Below are 14,565 nucleotides of genomic sequence, written 5' to 3' on the forward strand. Positions count from 1 at the left end.
TAAAATTTTAATTATTCTCATCTCTAGATTTATCTGAAAAACGATAATTCCTGTCAAAACTAAAATTACCGTTTTTACTCCTTTCTCTGTGTCGATCAAAATCATTATGATATTCCCCTCTTGTAACCGAATTCTTAGAAATTTTTTTCTTAACAACAGAAATAGCTCTTAATAAATTTGACTCAAATTCTTCAATATTTTCTTCATAAACAAAAACCGAATGTCTCTCAAAATCTCCATTAACATTTCTCTTACTCTCTACAATATTCAAAAAATAATCGCCCTTCCTATTTTCTTTGACATTAAAAAAATAAGTTCTATCAGAATTTGTAAATAACTTATCAGAATATACTTCCCCTCTCTCGCCCATTAAGTCCTCCACACAAAAAGTCTTTATATTATATCAACCCACACAAAAGTTAACATAATTGTACTTACTAAATAAAAAAAATACTAGCCAAAATTAATAATAAAATCAATTGACATAAAGTACATTTTTTTTATAAAATCAACTCTGTTCTTTATGCGTCCTTCGTATAATGGTTAATTACCTTAGCCTTCCAAGCTAATGATGTCGGTTCGATTCCGATAGGACGCTTTTCAAATAATACTTTAAATAAATGTGTATTCTAATGTATAACAATATTGGAGATGGCGGGAATTGAACCCGCGTCCTAAAAATAATATCATAAATATCTACAAGCTTAGCTAGTGTTTTTAAAAAAAGTAATAAGGTTTGGATAAACTAGCAAACCACCAAATTACTCTCAAGTTTAAAAGTCCCTAAAAATCAACTTGAAATATTCTTAAGCAAGCTTTGATGTCTTGAAAGAGTATAAGCTGAATCTCAAAGCAAAATCCAACAGAACTCTCTGCTAATTTAAGCAGCCATTACAAGATTTGAACTTGTAAAGTTATTATTTTTTGCATTTATTAAAGAAGTTTTAAGAGATTCCCTCTGCTTGCAATTTATGCTACTAAAGTTTTTAGTCAAATCCAAAACATCCCCTGTTCATACTTTAAAGAGAAAGTATAACATAAATGCACCTAAAAAGGCAAAACAATCCAATTTGCAAAACAACATCTAAAAGCTTATAATGGTCCTAATATATTCAACAATATATGTAATAAAAAATAAAATAATAAATGATGCAAGGAGTCCTTTTGAATAACGAAATTTTATGGTTCATTATGTTAATCTGTACTTATTCAATTTTAATTATTATATACAAACTTTTTGGAAAAAAGGGATTGTTCGCATGGGTAACATCATCTGTAATTATCGCAAATATTCAAGTTTTAAAGCAAATCACAATATTTGGATTTAATGCCACACTTGGTAATATTATTTATGCTTCATCATATGTTGCAACAGATATTTTATCAGAATTTTATGGTCGAAAAATCTCAAAAAAAGCAGTTTATATTGGATTTATAAGCTTCATAGCTTTTGCATTCATCACAAATATTCAACTTTATTTTTCAACAAGTAGTTCCGATATATATTTAAAAAGCCTAGAAAGCATTTTTTCTTCAATTCCAATTCTATTAGTTGCATCAATTATCGCATACATCATATCTCAACTAAATGACATATACCTATACCAATTTATTAAAGATAAATTCCCAAAATTCTTATTTATAAGAAGCAACGGCTCAACTTTAGTAAGCGAACTAATAGATACAATAATCTTTGTAAGTATTGCAACATATTTTAATATATTCCCAAAAGAAGCTTATTTAGATATAGTAATTTCCACATATTTCATTAAAGGATTTGCGGGCATACTAGGAACTCCTTTCATTTACATTGCAAAATGTGTATATCAAAACAAAAAAAATTCAATATAACAGAAATATCCCTTTAACTATTGCCTATCAATCTATGTTATAATTAATGATGTGATGGACATGATTTTATGGACGACCTTACTAGTATTTGTATACCTACAATTAACATTGTTATACTATCTATTTGGAAAATCGGGTCTTGTTTGTTTTAACATCATTATGACAATACTTTCAAATCTCATTATATTGAAAAAAGTATTTATATTCGAACAGCAAATAAGCCTAGTAGGAATAATATTTCTCTCAATTCTTTGCTCATTAAACCTAATTACAGAAAAATACAATGATAAATTAGCAATAGAGTCAACAACATTAAACATGTTTATACATATAACCTTTGTAATAATGATTCATTTTACATTATATTTTCAACAAAATGAATTTGACACTTCTAATATACATTTAAAAGTATTGTTTAACAACGCTTCCTATACTGCAATAATTTTCACTGGAACATATATTATATATTTATGTAATTATGTTAACATAAAAATATATTCTACATTACAAAAGAACAACATTATCAATAAATTGATAAATCATAATTTGTCAAGATTATGTTCCGCATGTATAGCTTATATATTAGCTAACATCTCAATGCATATGATAGCACAATTATATCCTGGCAATAATATCAACATGGTAGAAAGCTCATGGATTTTTACTATCACAATCATGATCATTGATACTTTTATCTATTATTTTTTAAATGCTTTGAAAGTTAGAAAAGCTTAAGTTTCTCAATAGTTTGATACTTTTTTACAATTTTTCTATAATAATCAAGTTTTAAAACCAATTTTTCATCTTCATTCAACAAATATTTAATAGAACTTTTTCTTAAACGACTAATCAATGAATAAAAGACTATTGAAACGGCTACAGAAAGATTATAACTTTGAGTAAACCCATACATTGGGATTTTTAAATGCAAATCAGCATTTTCTAAGACTGTATTACTAAGACCTGTTAATTCTGTTCCAAAAAATATTGCCATTTTATAATCAATTGGAAAATCCTCGAGAAATATAGCCTCATTATCTAACGATGTAGCTACTATTTTATATCCATTACCCTTCAGATTATCAAATGCAGATTTAACACATTTATATTTAATTATATCTATCCATTTTGAAGCTCCAAGAACAACACCTGGATTTAAAGTATATTTATTATTGGTCTCAATAATATGAATATTACTAAGTCCCAAAATTTCAATCGTACGCATCGTTGCACTTGCATTTTGAGGCTGAAAAATATCTTCAAGTACAAGTGTCAAATAATTTGTGCGATTACTTAAAACTTCATCTATTTTCTCTCGCCTTCTTTGCGTGATAAATTCAGACAAAATTTCTATTCTCTTCAAGATATCATTACTCACAAAATACAATTTTATATAAAAAAATAATAAAATCCAATTCAAATATTAAAAAACAATTTATTTTTTATATAATATAAGAATGGAAGTAAAGATAGAAGAATCTTGGAAAGAAACGTTAAAAGGCGAATTTTGCAAAAGCTATTTTAAAAGGCTTGTGAATTTCATAAAAAACGAATATAAAACTAAAAAGGACAAAATATTTCCACCACCAAAATTAATATTTAATGCATTTGATTCTTTGCCATTCAAAGATATAAAAATAGTAATACTTGGACAAGATCCATATCATGGAAAAGGACAAGCTAATGGTTTAGCCTTTTCTGTTAATTCAGATATCAAAATACCCCCATCACTACAAAATATTTTTAAAGAAATAGAGAGAAGTTTAAAAATTAAAACTATTCCAAATGGAGATCTAACACGATGGGCAATACAAGGCGTATTTTTACTAAATTCAATATTAACAGTAGAAGAAGGACGTCCATCATCTCACAAGGATATTGGATGGGAAATTTTTACAAACGAAGTAATAAAAATTATTTCAAAAAATCTAAATAATGTTGTGTTTATGTTATGGGGTAATTTTGCAAGAGGAAAAAAAGAATTAATAGATGCATCCAAACATTTAATTCTTGAAACAAGCCACCCATCCCCTTATTCTGCACATAATGGTTTTTTAGGCTCAAATCATTTTAGTCAAACTTTAAAATATCTAAAAGAACACAATAAAAATTCAATAGACTTTCAATAGACTAACTTGCCTAATATTTAATTTCAATAGCCTATCAGACAAGTCATTCTAACTTAGATTTTATTATTCTTCTTTCTTTAAAGTATCTTCATTAACAGCATCTTCATTTTCTTCATTTTGATTTGTATCATCATTCCAAAATGTTGAACTTTTTTCATTTGTCTTAACGTCCTTTAACAAACTGTTATCAACTCTTTTGGTATTAATAAAAGACAATGCTATCACAAAAATAAAGAAAAGCGTAATAAAGAATGCTGTAATTCTTATCGCAATATTTGAAGATTTTGCTCCAAAAATAGAAGAACTACCACCTCCAAATACGCCTCCAATACTATCACCTTGTTCATCTTGAAATAAGACTAACAAAATAATCATAAATGAAGTAATAATAAAAAAGACAAAAATTAAAAATCTAAATAACTCCAAAATAAACCCCTTATTTGGCCACCTTATTAACTATATTCAAAAATGAATCGGCCTTTAAAGATGCACCACCAATCAATGCTCCATCAATGTCACTCTCACCCATAAGGTCTTCCACATTATCAATGTTAACAGAACCACCATACTGAATAATAATGTTACTTGCCGCTGAAGCTGAATACAATGATTCAATCTCACGCCTAATTGCTCTGTGAATTTCTTGGGCCTCTTCTTTTGTTGCTGTTTTTCCAGTTCCAATTGCCCATACAGGCTCATAAGCTAAAATTATTCGTTTAAGATCAGATTCAGACACAGAAATTAATCCTTTTCTAATCTGATTTAAAACAACATCCAAAGTTTTATTATTCTCTCTCTCCTCAAGAGTTTCCCCAATACAAAGAATCAAATATTTAAATGGATGTTTAAGTCCTGCAAGAACTTTTTTATTTACTACTTCATCAGTATCTCCAAGATAAGTTCTACATTCAGAGTGCCCAAGTATTACGTAATCGACCCCAAATTCCAAAAGCATAGAAGGCGAAATTTCACTTGTTCTTGCTCCACTATCCTCATAAGACATATTTTGCGCACCAAGAAGAACATTACTTCCTCTTGTAACTTCACAAACTTTACAAAGAGATGTAAATGTGGGTGTTATCATAACCACAACATTATCCTTAATATTTTTAACTCCGTCTACAATTTGTTTAGCAACACCTGCGGCTTCCATACTTGTATAGTGCATTTTCCAGTTTCCCGCTAAAAATATCTTTCTCATTTTACTTCTCCAACACTTTTATACCTGGTAAAATTTTTCCCTCAAGATATTCAAGAGAAGCTCCACCCCCTGTTGAAACATGGGTTATCTTTTCAGATAAATTAAATTTATTCACAGCAGCCACTGAATCTCCTCCACCAACAACCGTGATTCCAGAACAACTTGCAACATATTCTGCAACCTTTGCTGTACCTTTAGAAAAAGAATTAAATTCAAAGACCCCAAGAGGCCCATTCCAAATCACAGTCTTTGCACTAACAAGAACTTCTTCAATTTTTCTCAAAGTTTTCTCTCCAATATCCATACCAATCTTATCATTAGGGATATCAACAGAATCAACATACTCGGGAATAGAATCTTCCCTAAATTCACTTGCAACAACATGATCAAGTGGTAAAATAACTTTTACATCTAATTCTTTTGCCTTTTTTAAAAAAGATGAAGCCACATCAATATATTCATTCTCTAAAAGAGACTTTCCAATAGAATACCCTTCTACCTTTAAAAAGGTATATGCCATTCCACCACCAATTACCATTACATTTGATTTTGGCAAAAGAGATTCCAATACTGCAATTTTTGAAGAAACTTTTGAACCGCCAATTATTGCAACAAATGGACTTTCAGGATTTCTTAAAATTTTGCCCAAAAATTCATCTTCTTTTTCCATTAAAAATCCACCAACGGCTGGTAAATAAGCTGCAAGTCCGGCTGTAGAAGCATGTGCTCTATGAGCAGTTCCAAAAGCATCATTTACAAAAATATCACCATTTTGAGATAATTTCTTTACAAAAGCATCACAATTTTCTTCTTCTTCCTTATAAAATCTTAAATTCTCAAGTAAAACAATATCTCCATTTTTCATACAAGAAACAGTGTTTGCTACTTCATCACCGATGCAATCAGGTAGCATCTTAACATCTTGTCCCAATAATTCTGATAACCTTTTAGCAACAGGCATAAGAGAATATTTAAGATTTTTCTCTCCCTTTGGCCTACCCAAATGACTCATAAGAACAACACTGGCTCCTTGAGACTTAAGATACTCTATTGTAGGTAATGCAGCCCTAATTCTGGTATCATCAGTAATGTTCCCTTCTTTCAAGGGAACATTAAAATCACATCTTACTAAAGCACGCTTGCCTGAAAAGTCACAATCCTTTATCGTTTTTATTGACATTTATAACTACCTCAAGACCATTTTTTTCTTATTTCACTAACTTTTGTGCAAGGTCAACTACTCTCGTAGAATACCCAAATTCATTGTCATACCATGAGAGTACTTTTACAAAACCATTTAATAACACCATTGTTTCAAGACCATCAACTATTGAAGAATGAGAATTTCCCTTAATATCTGAAGATACTATTGGATCTTCTGTATATCCTAAAATACCACTAAGTTCTCTAGACTCTGATGCTTTCTTAAGCACAGAATTGATCTCTTCTTTTGTAACATCTTTTTTCTTAAGTTGCACTGTAAAGTCGACAATAGAACCTGTTGGAACAGGAACTCTCATAGAAGTACCATTAAGTTTACCCTTAAGTTCAGGTAAAACAAGTCCAACAGCCTTAGCAGCACCTGTTGAAGTAGGAATAATTGAAAGAGCCGCAGCTCGTGCTCGTCTAAGATCAGCATGTGGCAAATCAAGGATTTTTTGATCATTTGTATAAGCATGAACAGTAGTCATAAGACCTTGTTCAATCCCAAAAGTCTCATGCAAAACTTTTGCAAGAGGTGCAAGACAGTTTGTTGTGCATGAAGCATTAGAAACAGCTTTCAAATCAGAAGTAATCTCATGATCATTTACACCAAGTACAATTGTCTTAATCTCATCCTTAGCAGGTACTGTCAAAATTACTTTTTTAGCACCGGCATGCTCAACATGATCAAGATACCCACCTCTATCACTTGTTGCTGATGAAAACACACCTGTTGATTCAATTACAACATCAACTCCAAGGTTGCCCCAAGGAAGGTTTTTTGGATCGCGTTCAGCAATAATTTTTATTTCTTTTCCATCTACTATAATTGCTCCATCTCTTGCTTCTACTTTTTTATTATATATTCCAAAAGTTGAATCATATTTTAAAAGATGAGCAAGTGTTTTAGGATCTGTTAAGTCATTTATTGCAATAACTTCAATTCCTCTCTCAAAAGCAATTTTAAAAACATTTCTACCTATACGCCCAAAGCCATTAATAGCTAGCTTCATACAACTCCTCCATCTATTTTGTATTATCTATTAGAATTATTAAATCATAAATTAATTAACCACAAGTGTCAAACTATTTTTTTATAAAAACTGTATATCCTTCCTGAATATAATCTCTTAAAAGAGTAGGTGCTTTTAAAAGCCCTCTGGAAATGTAATCACCAATCTCTTCAATAGAAATTTCACCTAAAATATCCGACTTACTATAGCTAATAAAACTAGAACTATCACTAGTATACTTTAAAGCTCCTTCTTTAAGAACTAAAAAAACATCACCTTTTTTCACATCATTCACATGTCCAAGATTAATGAGAACATCATCTCTCTTAATCTGAAGGATCTCTCCCTTTTTAGGTAAATAATCATTAAAATCTCTAGAAAAAGAACTTAAAATATCACTTAAATACAGAACTCCTCCAGAATTATAATCGAAAGACTTAACTTTAACACCCGTCTTACCTGAAAAAATATCTACTCTTAAATTAGCCGAATTTTTAAAAACATCTACATCAAGATCGAACATCAAAAACAAATCAAGATTATTATTCCTTGCATAAGAAAATTCTTCAGAAAAACTACTTACCAAATAATCTTTATCTTTATTATAATCGAATCTATAATTAACTACTTCTATATTTAAATTACGATCAAGTATTCTCTCAGCATATTTTAAAATTAAATCATTTGCACCAAAAACCTTGTTCTCATTTTGAGTAAAAATACCTACTCTATAAACTGTTTGATTATTATAAAGCCTATTTAAATCACCAATGGTCTTATAACCATATTTAAAAAATAAAGAACTTCTAATCTCAAATGCAACTACATCATAAAAATCTAAAATTTTAGTATCTGTAACCTTTCTATGCTCTATTAAATAATATAGTTCCTCATAAGCCATCACATCTAATTTCATAAATTTATAAATTTTAGCAAGTAAAAACCTAGCACTATCATTATCAGGATAAATATCAATAGCATTCCTTACATTAAATACTGCTCTATCTAAGTTTAAATTTTTAAAAGCCTTTAATCCCTCATTTTCATATCTTTTAGAAATTCCTATATTAGCACCATTATTTTTTTGAAACGAACTCCTAAAATTAGATACAAAAAAACTTTCTTCAAGAGCTATATCATAAAATTCCAAGTCCTTTTTCATACTCTTAGATCTCTCAAAGTTTAAAACGGCTTTATCAACTTTTTCAAGCTTCAAATAAGAATAACCAAGCAAATAATAAAGTTCATCAGAATTTTGATCAACAAGTATTGCCTTTTGAAGAAAATCGGTTGCATCTTCATACTTAGACTGATATAAATAAACAAGGGCAAGTAAACGATAAGCATCAACAAGTCCAAAATCTCTATAAGTAGTTCTTACTAACATTAAGTAATTTTGAGCATATTTCTCAGCAACTCCTAAACTATTAGTCTTAATAGAAAATTCTGCCACCCTTTTATGAAAATCTGGCAAAGAAGTAAAATTACCCCTTACTTTGTTTATTAAATGCTGCGCCTTATCATTCATGTTTAATTTTTCATAAATGCTCATAAGACGCTCAAATGCATTATAATTTGTCTGATTATACTCAAGAATAGATAGATAATAATTAGCAGCTGCAATAAGCAATCCTTCTTCCTCAAAAATTGAAGCAAGTCCCACTAAAGCATCAATATTATTTTTTTGCTTTGCTAAAACTTCCGAATAAAATTTCTTAGCCTGTGCTGTTCCATTATTTTTAAGCAATATATTCGCATAAAGAATCTTATATTCAGTATCACCATTTGACATTTTATAGGCTTTCTCTATAAAAAACTGAGCCTGATTATATATCTTCAATAGATAATAAATTTCTGCAATAAACTTATATGCCTCATAATAATTAGGATTAATCTTTACAGCCTCAAGAAGTTCGTCAATAGCATCATAATATTTTTGCATAAGATAATATGTTTGTGCCTTTTGATAATATTTGATTGCGGTTGTAGTATCACCTATTAAACTCCCAAAATTTAAATTAAAAATTAAAAGCATTGTCAAAAATCTCTTCAAATTCATAAACCTTCCTTCTGGGAAATTTTTATTACTTTAATGTTTCTTTGATGCATATTTTTAATGGTAAATGTTAAATTATTATATTTTATTTTCTCATTTTTCAAAGGAATCCTTCCGAATAAATCATAAACAAATCCCCCAAGAGTATCAAAGTCCCCATCTGGAAGACTTAATCCAAGCTTTTCATTTAAATCTTCAATCAAAACTCTAGCGGTACAAAGATAACTCCCATCATCAAGAGGTACTATTTCATCAAGCTCATTATCAAACTCATCTTGAATATCTCCTACAATCTCCTCAAGAATATCTTCAAGAGTGACAAGACCTGCAACTCCCCCATATTCATCAACTACAATAGCAATATGAACATGATTTTCCTGGAACTCTTTTAAAAGTGAATCAATCTTCTTACTCTCAGGAACAAACATAACCTTTCGCATAATATCTCTTAGATCTATTTCATAAAAATCTCTCTTCCACATATGCAAAAGTATATCTTTCGTATGAATTATCCCAATAATATCATCTATTGTTTCTCTATAAACGGGAAATCTTGAATGATTGCTAGATGTCACAACTTTTAAAATTTCATCTTTACTCCCAGAATAATCAACAAAAACCACACTTATTCTTGGAATCATAATTTCCTTAACAATTGTTTCCTTTAGAGAATTAAAATTCTTAAGCAAAGATGTTTCAAATTTTGACTTTTCCTCAATATTTTTACAATCATCATCTCTTATTTTTTTATTTTTAAAACTCAAAAACTTGAACATCAAAATACCCTTCTGGTTTCTCTTAAAACTTTCTCCTGAATAATTAACATCTCTTCATTTTGGAAGTCATTTGTTTTGTGAGTATATCCTATTAAATGTAAAATACCATGTATAGTATTCCTTTGAAGCTCATCGTACAGTTCAACATTAAACTCCAAAGAACTAAACTCTAAATATTCAAGAGATATTATAAGATCACCTTGTATTTTATGATCTATTTGTCCACTCTCTTCAAGATAATTAAAAGAGAGAACATCAGTAGGTTCGGATTTTTGTCTAAATTGACTATTTAACTTTTGAATGTACTCATTATTACACAAGATAACAGAAAGTTCATATTCTTTAATATAAAGAAAATCTAGAACAGATAAAATAAAATTATAATAAGCATCCCAATGTTTAAACTCAACACCTTCTGCCCATAAGTTTAACTCTTCTTTTATCAATTCACTATATCCTAGAATAATTATAACTTAAAAAAATATTATATAAACAGACAAGATTTTAATTTTTTATTAAAATTCTTTACACATGCTAAACTTTAAATAAATCTTTAATTGCATCTTCAAAAGAATCTTTTTGAATAAAACCAACAGAAACCTTTGGCTTTTCTCCAACAGGAACAAAAATAATAGTAGGAAGACTTTGAACACCAAGCGCCATAGAAATTTCCTGTTCTTTATCAGTATTGATTTTATAAAAATCAATCCTATCTCCATATTCTTTTGAAAGTTCATCATAAATCGGAGCAAGCATTTTACATGGACCACACCAATCAGCATAAAAATCAATTATTGCAGGTTTTTTTCCCTTAAAATCCCACTCTTTATTATTTTTATAATCAAAAACCTTATCAATAAATTCCTGTTTAGTTAAACTAATTGCCATATTTTCTCCTAAATCACTCGATTTTTCATTATAACATAAATACAATATATACAATATAATTAATAAAGGATTACATATAGAAATGAACTTAATATTAATCAACCCAGATGAACTTAAAAACGGATTAATACTCAATGATTCAAGAGTAAAACACATTAATGAGATATTAAAACTTAAAAATAATGAAACATTTAAATTTGGTATTATTGGGGAAGAACACATCTACTCATGCGTATATCAAAAAGATATAAAACTTTTTTTTAGAGAAAATCATAAAATAGCAAAGTCAAATAAACTAAAAAAGTTAAAAGTAATAATTGGTTTAGTGCGACCAATTGCAGCAAAAAGAATAATCACACATCTTGGAAGCATCGGAATATCTGAACTGATTTTTTTTAATGCTTTACTTAGCGAAAAATCTTATTCATTTTCCAAACTCTTTAAAGAAAGGGAATATGAAAAATATCTAATAGAAGGTGCCATGCAAGGTGGAATTACCTACATACCAAAAGTCAAAATTCTTAATAATCTAAGAGAAGTTTTAAAGAACACAGAATATGAGGGATCTAATACCACAAAAATATTACTTGAAAGAGAAAGCAAAAACAAATTAGTTGACTTAAATATAAAAACAAAGAATACGGTTGTTATTATTGGCCCAGAAAGAGGATTTATAACAAAAGAAATAAACTTAATCAAAGAATTTAATTTTAATGCCTATAACATTTCATCAAATATTTTAAGAACAGAAACGGCCACAATCGTAGCATCAGTTATTATCACATCAAAAATGAATAGTAAATAATATTCTTAACATCTTAAATATGTATCAAATAAATAATCACATTATCAAACATTTCACTTTTAAAGTAAATTTAAAAGTGAAAAAAAATATAAATAAAGCAAACAAACTCAGTTTACTACTGTTTGATTCACAAGCCTATCATAAATATAAAGTTCAATTATCGAACCTTTTAATGCCTCATAAGGCAATTTAATAAGTCCGCCCTTAGATCTAAAAGAATAAAGCAAAAAACTACTTCCACTAGGATCCTTGATCTTAACCATTATATCCACACTAGATGGGTACATATCCAATTTATAAGTCAAAAACCCAAAAACATCTGTATCATTACTCCTTGGTTTATTAATAGTAATTGTTAATTTATCAAAATTTTTAATCTTATTACCGGGGGATAAAGATTGAAAAATAACACTTCCAAAATCACTGCCACTTGACAAATTTATATCAAAATCAATCTCATCATTTAAAAGAGAAATAATCGCATCTTTATAATAAAGACCAATATAATTTTTTGCATATTTAACAGAGGGTTCTTCTTGCCCCTTGCTTACTAAAAATTGAAGATCAACTAAGCTTGAAATCTTAGTACCTGGAGATGGTTCCTGACGGATTATTGTCCCCTTTGGAAGAGTACTCTCAATTTCAATGGGTTTTAACAAATGATAAAACATCCTGTTATTATTAATTGAATTGGCTTTTAAATTAATAAGCACATCATCAATATTTTTTCCAATAAAACTATCAACCTTATTAATCACAGCTCCTTTACTAATAAAGATCTTAACCTTACTATCAAGTCTTAAAACAGTACCTGCCTTAGGATTTTGATCTATTACCTTTCCCTTATCAAGAGAAGTCGATGAAAATTTAAGTTCAACATAAGGAATAAGTTCTTTATTTTGAAGCTCAGTAATTGCATCTTCAAGATAAAGTTCACTAAGATTTGGAACAACAACAATATCATTGCTTTTTAAAAAAATAAAAAATATTGCACACGAAATAATTAAGGAACCAAAAATAGTAAGTATTAAACCCTTAGCTACATGTTTGGGCAAAGTGAGAACTTTGTTATCTAAATTTTCATTATATTTACACAAATTATTACTACTATTTAAATTCTTATCATCTAAAAAATTTTTATTATGTGGTGGTCTGTTATCACTCAATACTATATCATCTCCTTATATCCTTATATTTAAGATTTAAGAAAAATTTTACCTATTAAATCTCTATTTCCATTATAAAAAGACTTATAATTTAAAACCTTTTTCCCAGATCTTTGAAGTTCTAATAACAATAAAATTCCATCTTCTGTCTTCACTAAAATACCTTTACTAGGATCAAATGAAACAATTTTTCCTATTGCCTGATCACTATAATCAGTAGTCTTTATAAAGTCAGCTCTATGAAAAATAATTTCATCTTTATCAAGCTTAGCTCTTGCAAGTGGCCAAGGATTGCAAGCATTAATCTTATTTTTAATCTCAAAGGCACTCAAATTAAAATTAAGCATTCTATGTTGCTTATCGAAAAAAGAACAATATGTTGCCTTGCTTGAATCTTGAACAATGCCAATATGTCCTTTGTTCAGTTTACTTAAAGCTTCCAAAACAAGATTAAAGCTATTTAAAGAAACATATTTAAAGATATCAGCAGTTGTATTAAAACTCTTTATCTCAAACTGACTCTGTGCTAAAATGTTGCCACTATCCATCTCCAAAGCCATTTTTTGAACAGTAATCCCTCCAATAGCATCACCATTTAAAATAGCGGTTTGAATGGGGGAAGGTCCTCTATATTTTGGTAAAAGAGAAGGATGAATATTAATACAACCCATTGGGAAAATATCTAAAAATTCTTGCCTAAATATCTTTCCATAAGAAAAAACTAACATAAGATCGGGTTTTAATTTCTTAACCATTCCTATTACATCAGAATTAAGTACAACGGGATCTAAAACAGTAATATTCCTATTAATAGCCTCAACTTTAATGTCATTAACTTTTAAAAAGAGACCACGACCACTAGGCTTATCAGGAACAGTTAGCACACCAACTACATTATAATGATCTGAGACTTTCCTTAAAACCTCTAAAGCAATACTGTCAGAACTTGCAAAAAAAATCCTCAAGTTTTAACAAACCTCCTTTTTTTCATATAAGACTTCAATAAGTTATTCCTAAGTTTATCCTCATAATAATCAATAAAAAGCACACCTTTTAAATGATCCATTTCATGCTGAACAATTCTGGCTAACAAACCTGAACTTTCAATCTTAAAAAACTCACCATTGTCATCATAAGCTTCAACTATAATAGATTTTGGCCTCAAGAGATCATAATAAACTCCAGGAATACTCAAACAACCTTCTTTATAAAGAGCAAGTTCAAAAGAAGTTTCCGTTATCAAAGGATTAATAAAAATTAAAGGTTTTGACATTGCATTTTCTCTGACCACAAAAATAGACAAATCAAGACCTACCTGAGGTGCTGCCAGCCCAACACCATTCTTAGCATCCATCAAATTTACCATTTTAAAAGCAGTATTTCTAAGTTCATTATCAATATTTAAAACTGCCTTTGTCTTTATTCGCAATAGATCATTAGGATAACAAACTATTTTCATAAAACCCTCAAAAAAAAT

At 29.0% G+C, this 14,565-nt stretch carries 17 protein-coding genes, 1 tRNA gene and 1 other RNA gene; 5 read left to right on the forward strand and 14 right to left on the reverse strand.

Annotated features, from left to right (window positions below; translation table 11 throughout):
* Window positions 1-7 precede the first annotated feature (7 nt).
* A complete protein-coding gene (locus tag bpSLO_RS00230) occupies window positions 8-370 on the reverse strand; it encodes a DUF3276 family protein (RefSeq protein WP_025375102.1) in 363 nt (120 codons plus the stop codon).
* Between the two features lie 155 nt (window positions 371-525).
* Between bpSLO_RS00230 and bpSLO_RS00235 the strand changes: the two genes are divergently transcribed.
* A tRNA-Gly gene (locus bpSLO_RS00235) sits at window positions 526-598 on the forward strand.
* Window positions 599-643: 45 nt separating this feature from the next.
* Here the strand turns inward: bpSLO_RS00235 and ssrA are convergent.
* Window positions 644-1,009: a transfer-messenger RNA gene (gene ssrA, locus bpSLO_RS00240) on the reverse strand.
* 155 nt (window positions 1,010-1,164) lie between these two features.
* Here ssrA and bpSLO_RS00245 point away from each other — a divergent pair.
* The gene (locus bpSLO_RS00245; RefSeq protein WP_025375103.1) at window positions 1,165-1,851 is read left to right on the forward strand and encodes a queuosine precursor transporter; all 687 of its coding nucleotides are present in this window, start codon (window positions 1,165-1,167) and stop codon (window positions 1,849-1,851) included.
* 159 nt (window positions 1,852-2,010) lie between these two features.
* The gene (locus tag bpSLO_RS00250) at window positions 2,011-2,586 is read left to right on the forward strand and encodes a VUT family protein (protein ID WP_246989709.1); all 576 of its coding nucleotides are present in this window, start codon (window positions 2,011-2,013) and stop codon (window positions 2,584-2,586) included.
* On the opposite strand, the gene bpSLO_RS00255 is transcribed toward bpSLO_RS00250, so the two are convergent.
* On the reverse strand, window positions 2,573-3,229 hold the full coding sequence (locus bpSLO_RS00255; RefSeq protein ID WP_025375105.1) for a TrmH family RNA methyltransferase: 657 nt from the start codon (window positions 3,227-3,229) through the stop codon (window positions 2,573-2,575). The genes bpSLO_RS00250 and bpSLO_RS00255 overlap by 14 nt on opposite strands.
* A 79-nt stretch (window positions 3,230-3,308) precedes the next feature.
* On the opposite strand from bpSLO_RS00255, the gene ung reads away from it, so the two are divergent.
* The gene (gene ung / locus bpSLO_RS00260; protein WP_025375106.1) at window positions 3,309-3,980 is read left to right on the forward strand and encodes a uracil-DNA glycosylase; all 672 of its coding nucleotides are present in this window, start codon (window positions 3,309-3,311) and stop codon (window positions 3,978-3,980) included.
* Between the two features lie 63 nt (window positions 3,981-4,043).
* Here the strand turns inward: ung and secG are convergent, their stop codons facing one another.
* The 8 genes from secG to trxA all read right to left on the reverse strand — a co-directional run bounded on the left by secG (window position 4,044) and on the right by trxA (window position 11,117).
* The gene (secG, locus tag bpSLO_RS00265) at window positions 4,044-4,406 is read right to left on the reverse strand and encodes a preprotein translocase subunit SecG (RefSeq protein ID WP_025407531.1); all 363 of its coding nucleotides are present in this window, start codon (window positions 4,404-4,406) and stop codon (window positions 4,044-4,046) included.
* Window positions 4,407-4,416: 10 nt separating this feature from the next.
* Window positions 4,417-5,181 carry a triose-phosphate isomerase gene (gene tpiA / locus bpSLO_RS00270; RefSeq protein ID WP_025407530.1) on the reverse strand — a complete coding sequence of 255 codons (765 nt, stop codon included), beginning with the start codon at window positions 5,179-5,181 and terminating at the stop codon, window positions 4,417-4,419.
* Between the two features lies 1 nt (window position 5,182).
* A complete protein-coding gene (locus tag bpSLO_RS00275) occupies window positions 5,183-6,361 on the reverse strand; it encodes a phosphoglycerate kinase (RefSeq protein ID WP_025375109.1) in 1,179 nt (392 codons plus the stop codon).
* Between the two features lie 28 nt (window positions 6,362-6,389).
* Window positions 6,390-7,397, reverse strand: coding sequence for a type I glyceraldehyde-3-phosphate dehydrogenase (gene gap, locus bpSLO_RS00280; protein WP_025375110.1), 1,008 nt, complete (start codon window positions 7,395-7,397; stop codon window positions 6,390-6,392).
* A gap of 73 nt (window positions 7,398-7,470) precedes the next feature.
* A complete protein-coding gene (locus bpSLO_RS00285) occupies window positions 7,471-9,456 on the reverse strand; it encodes a tetratricopeptide repeat protein (protein WP_025375111.1) in 1,986 nt (661 codons plus the stop codon).
* Entirely contained in the window at window positions 9,453-10,229 is a 777-nt protein-coding gene (locus bpSLO_RS00290) for a hemolysin family protein (RefSeq protein ID WP_025375112.1), read from the reverse strand. Before bpSLO_RS00290 ends, bpSLO_RS00285 begins: the two co-directional genes overlap by 4 nt.
* Window positions 10,229-10,675 carry an rRNA maturation RNase YbeY gene (ybeY, locus tag bpSLO_RS00295; RefSeq protein ID WP_025375113.1) on the reverse strand — a complete coding sequence of 149 codons (447 nt, stop codon included), beginning with the start codon at window positions 10,673-10,675 and terminating at the stop codon, window positions 10,229-10,231. The genes bpSLO_RS00290 and ybeY overlap by 1 nt, the downstream gene beginning before the upstream one ends.
* An 88-nt stretch (window positions 10,676-10,763) precedes the next feature.
* Complete coding sequence (gene trxA, locus bpSLO_RS00300) at window positions 10,764-11,117, reverse strand: thioredoxin (protein ID WP_025375114.1); 354 nt, start codon at window positions 11,115-11,117, stop codon at window positions 10,764-10,766.
* 82 nt (window positions 11,118-11,199) lie between these two features.
* Here trxA and bpSLO_RS00305 point away from each other — a divergent pair, with 82 nt between their 5' ends.
* Window positions 11,200-11,922 (forward strand): 16S rRNA (uracil(1498)-N(3))-methyltransferase, encoded by a 723-nt coding sequence (locus tag bpSLO_RS00305; protein ID WP_025375115.1) that lies wholly within the window; start codon window positions 11,200-11,202, stop codon window positions 11,920-11,922.
* Window positions 11,923-12,029: 107 nt separating this feature from the next.
* On the opposite strand, the gene bpSLO_RS00310 is transcribed toward bpSLO_RS00305, so the two are convergent.
* Genes bpSLO_RS00310 through def form a run of 3 tightly spaced genes read right to left on the reverse strand, consistent with a single transcriptional unit; the run spans window position 12,030 to window position 14,547 of the window.
* On the reverse strand, window positions 12,030-13,088 hold the full coding sequence (locus bpSLO_RS00310) for a PASTA domain-containing protein (RefSeq protein WP_025407529.1): 1,059 nt from the start codon (window positions 13,086-13,088) through the stop codon (window positions 12,030-12,032).
* Window positions 13,089-13,117: 29 nt separating this feature from the next.
* Window positions 13,118-14,053, reverse strand: a complete 936-nt coding sequence (fmt, locus tag bpSLO_RS00315; protein WP_025407528.1) for a methionyl-tRNA formyltransferase — start codon at window positions 14,051-14,053, stop codon at window positions 13,118-13,120.
* Window positions 14,050-14,547 (reverse strand): peptide deformylase, encoded by a 498-nt coding sequence (gene def, locus bpSLO_RS00320; RefSeq protein ID WP_025375118.1) that lies wholly within the window; start codon window positions 14,545-14,547, stop codon window positions 14,050-14,052. The genes fmt and def overlap by 4 nt, the downstream gene beginning before the upstream one ends.
* Window positions 14,548-14,565 lie beyond the last annotated feature (18 nt).

It is taken from the genome of Borrelia parkeri (assembly GCF_023035815.1).
GTDB lineage: Bacteria > Spirochaetota > Spirochaetia > Borreliales > Borreliaceae > Borrelia > Borrelia parkeri.

What these genes read in the sequence shown, in the direction of transcription:
- bpSLO_RS00230 (WP_025375102.1), bottom strand. Translation starts at nt 370, where the DNA reads ATGGGCGAGAGAGGGGAAGTATATTCTGATAAGTTATTTACAAATTCT.
- bpSLO_RS00250 (WP_246989709.1), top strand. Translation starts at nt 2,011, where the DNA reads ATGACAATACTTTCAAATCTCATTATATTGAAAAAAGTATTTATATTC.
- ung (WP_025375106.1), top strand. Translation starts at nt 3,309, where the DNA reads ATGGAAGTAAAGATAGAAGAATCTTGGAAAGAAACGTTAAAAGGCGAA.
- tpiA (WP_025407530.1), bottom strand. Translation starts at nt 5,181, where the DNA reads ATGAGAAAGATATTTTTAGCGGGAAACTGGAAAATGCACTATACAAGT.
- bpSLO_RS00275 (WP_025375109.1), bottom strand. Translation starts at nt 6,361, where the DNA reads ATGTCAATAAAAACGATAAAGGATTGTGACTTTTCAGGCAAGCGTGCT.
- gap (WP_025375110.1), bottom strand. Translation starts at nt 7,397, where the DNA reads ATGAAGCTAGCTATTAATGGCTTTGGGCGTATAGGTAGAAATGTTTTT.
- bpSLO_RS00285 (WP_025375111.1), bottom strand. Translation starts at nt 9,456, where the DNA reads ATGAATTTGAAGAGATTTTTGACAATGCTTTTAATTTTTAATTTAAAT.
- bpSLO_RS00290 (WP_025375112.1), bottom strand. Translation starts at nt 10,229, where the DNA reads ATGTTCAAGTTTTTGAGTTTTAAAAATAAAAAAATAAGAGATGATGAT.
- trxA (WP_025375114.1), bottom strand. Translation starts at nt 11,117, where the DNA reads ATGGCAATTAGTTTAACTAAACAGGAATTTATTGATAAGGTTTTTGAT.
- bpSLO_RS00305 (WP_025375115.1), top strand. Translation starts at nt 11,200, where the DNA reads ATGAACTTAATATTAATCAACCCAGATGAACTTAAAAACGGATTAATA.
- def (WP_025375118.1), bottom strand. Translation starts at nt 14,547, where the DNA reads ATGAAAATAGTTTGTTATCCTAATGATCTATTGCGAATAAAGACAAAG.